Origin of the sequence: Kitasatospora sp. NPDC057512 (assembly GCF_042802135.1) — a bacterium.
Classification (GTDB): Bacteria; Actinomycetota; Actinomycetes; order Streptomycetales; family Streptomycetaceae; genus Kitasatospora.
The window spans coordinates 1-2,470 of record NZ_JBHVET010000993.1 but is presented as its reverse complement, the minus strand read 5'-3'; the positions used below and the strand labels follow the sequence as shown (position 1 = coordinate 2,470).

The window sequence follows — 2,470 nt, the reverse complement described above, 5'->3', positions numbered from 1 at the left end:
CGGCCGTTCGGCGGGATCGGCCCCCGGGCTCACCGTCGTCCGGCCGCGGCGGGCTCCGGCAGCTCCGTGGCACGGGCGCCGGCGCCCCGGACCGCAGCCCGCTGCCGCAGCTCCTTCAGCACCGCGATGTCCATCGCGTGCCCGGTGCCGTCCCCGCCGTGCTTGCGGTCCGGGGTCTCCACCACCAGCGGCACCCCGGCCGTCTCCGGGTGCTCGAACAGCTCGCGGAACGGCTCGGCGCCGATCATCCCGGCGCCGATGTTGGCGTGCCGGTCCTTGCGGGCGCCGACGACGTCCTCGGAGTCGTTGGCGTGGATCAGCCGCAGCCGGCCCGGCCCCGCCGCGGCGGCCAGGGCGTCCAGGGCGGCCGTCACCCCGCCCGGCTCCGCCAGGTCGTGCCCGGCGGCGAAGGCGTGGCAGGTGTCCAGGCAGACTCCCACCTTCGGGTGATGGTCCAGCGCCTCCATGTACGCGGCCAGCTCCTCCAGCCGTGAGCAGAGCGAGCTGCCCTGCCCCGCCGTCGGCTCCAGCAGCAGCCAGGGCGCGTCGTCGCCGAGCCCGTCCAGCTCCTCCAGCAGCGGCCGGACGTCCGACCGGACCTGCGCCATCGCCTCGGCCCGGCGCGAGCCGCCGCCGGGCGCGGTGCCGACCGCCGAGCCGGTGTGCAGGACGACGCCGAGCGCGCCGATGGCGTGGCCGCGGCGCAGCGAGTGCCGCAGCGAGTCGGCCGAGCGCTCCCGGGTGGCCGGGTTGTCCGAGCCGAAGTTGATCAGGTACGGGGCGTGCACCCAGGCCGGGACGCCCCGGTCGGCGCAGGCGGTACGGAACTCCTCGTCCTGCGCCGGGTTGCCCGGGGGAGTGGCCCAGCCGCGCGGGTTGGCCACGAACACCTGGACCGTCTCCGCGCCGACCCGGCCCGCGTACGCCAGGCCGGTGCCGGCCAGCCCGCGACCGGCCACCGGGACGTGCGCGCCGATCGGGTTCCGGAGGGCGGCGACGGGCGGTACGGGTGCGGTGGTCATGGCCCCGAGCATGTCACGCGCCCGGCCCCGGTCGTCGGGCGGGCCGGGTCGGGAGGACCGGAGGCCCGGCTCCCGGCAGCCGGAGGAAACGGTTCTCCGCACTCGATCGAGTGAACCCGGGTCCTGGGGAAGGCTCCCCGTCCGACCACCCGCTGCCGCGCCACGCCGGGCCCGTCCCACCCCTGGTCGACGCCCCGTCAGCCCCGCAGCCCAGCCCTGGTGGCGGGCCCACCGGGCCGCCCGTAGCGTCGACACGGCCGCATCCACCGGCCGTCACCGCCCGCGCACAGCGCGTCAGCCCCCATCGCTGGACCGAGCGGGAGACCACCACACCCGTACGAGCGCCGCGCGCGCCGAAAGGAAACAGGTCACCACTCATGCCCACGCGACGGGTCCACCACCTCGCCGCGGCCACCGCCGCCGCCACCGCCCTGACCACCGTCCTCACCTCGCTGGCCGCCGCTCCCGCGGCCCACGCCGTCCCCCGCTTCCCGCTGCACTTCGTCCAGCCCGGCGAATCGATTCAGCAGGCCGTCGACGCCGCCCGGTCCGGCGACACCGTCCAACTGCTCCCCGGCACCTACCGGGGCAGCGTCCGCATCACCACCCCCGGCCTCACCCTGCGCGGCTTCGGCGACGAGAGCGTGATCACCCCCGGGGACGGCAGCGAGAACGCCTGCGCCACCGCCGGGCACGGCATCTGCGTGGTCGGCACCGAGGAGGACCCGCTGTCCGGCGTCAAGATCGACAGCCTCGCCGTCACCGGCTTCCGCAAGAACGGCATCGACGCCAGCGGCACCACCGGCCTGACCGTCCGCGGCACCCACGTCCACGACAACGGCCAGCAGGGCATCAGCCAGGAGATGTCCACCCGGGCCGTCATCCGCGGCAACCGCTCGACCGACAACGGCCAGTCCGGCGTCTTCCTCGCCAACTACGCCTACCGCGAGGGCGGCTCGCCCGACACCGGCGGCACCGTGGTCGAGGGCAACGAACTGACCGGCAACCGGGTCGGCGTCACCGTCCGGCGGCTGCGCGGGCTGGCCGTCCAGTCCAACGGGATCAGCGGCAACTGCGCCGGCGTCTTCGTGGTCGGCGACGAGGGCGTGCCCCGCGCCGGGGACCTCGACGTCCGGGACAACTCCGTCGTCGGCAACAACAAGTTCTGCCCGGCCAACCCGCGCCTGGGCGCCATCCAGGGCGCCGGCATCGTCCTCACCGGCACCGAGGACGCCCGGGTGACCGGCAACGAGGTGCGCGACAACACCGGCACCTCGGACTTCTCCGGCGGCATCGTCCTGTTCCGGAGCGTCGTCGGCGTCGCCAACGCCCGCGCCGTGATCACCGACAACGAGCTGAGCGGCAACGGTCCGGCCGACCTCGCCGACCGCGACTCCGGCACCGACAACACCTTCGCCCGCAACACCTGCGGGCGCTCCGAGCCGGCC

2 protein-coding genes are annotated in these 2,470 nt (G+C 75.6%); one reads left to right on the top strand and one right to left on the bottom strand.

The genetic code is table 11. The features are described from left to right. Positions 1 to 29 precede the first annotated feature (29 nt). Positions 30 to 1,022, bottom strand: a complete 993-nt coding sequence (locus ACFU6K_RS36685; protein WP_380670629.1) for a deoxyribonuclease IV — start codon at positions 1,020 to 1,022, stop codon at positions 30 to 32. A gap of 377 nt (positions 1,023 to 1,399) precedes the next feature. Here ACFU6K_RS36685 and ACFU6K_RS36680 point away from each other — a divergent pair. After that, a partial coding sequence (locus tag ACFU6K_RS36680) for a nitrous oxide reductase family maturation protein NosD (protein ID WP_380670627.1) occupies positions 1,400 to 2,470 on the top strand: 1,071 nt, incomplete at its 3' end.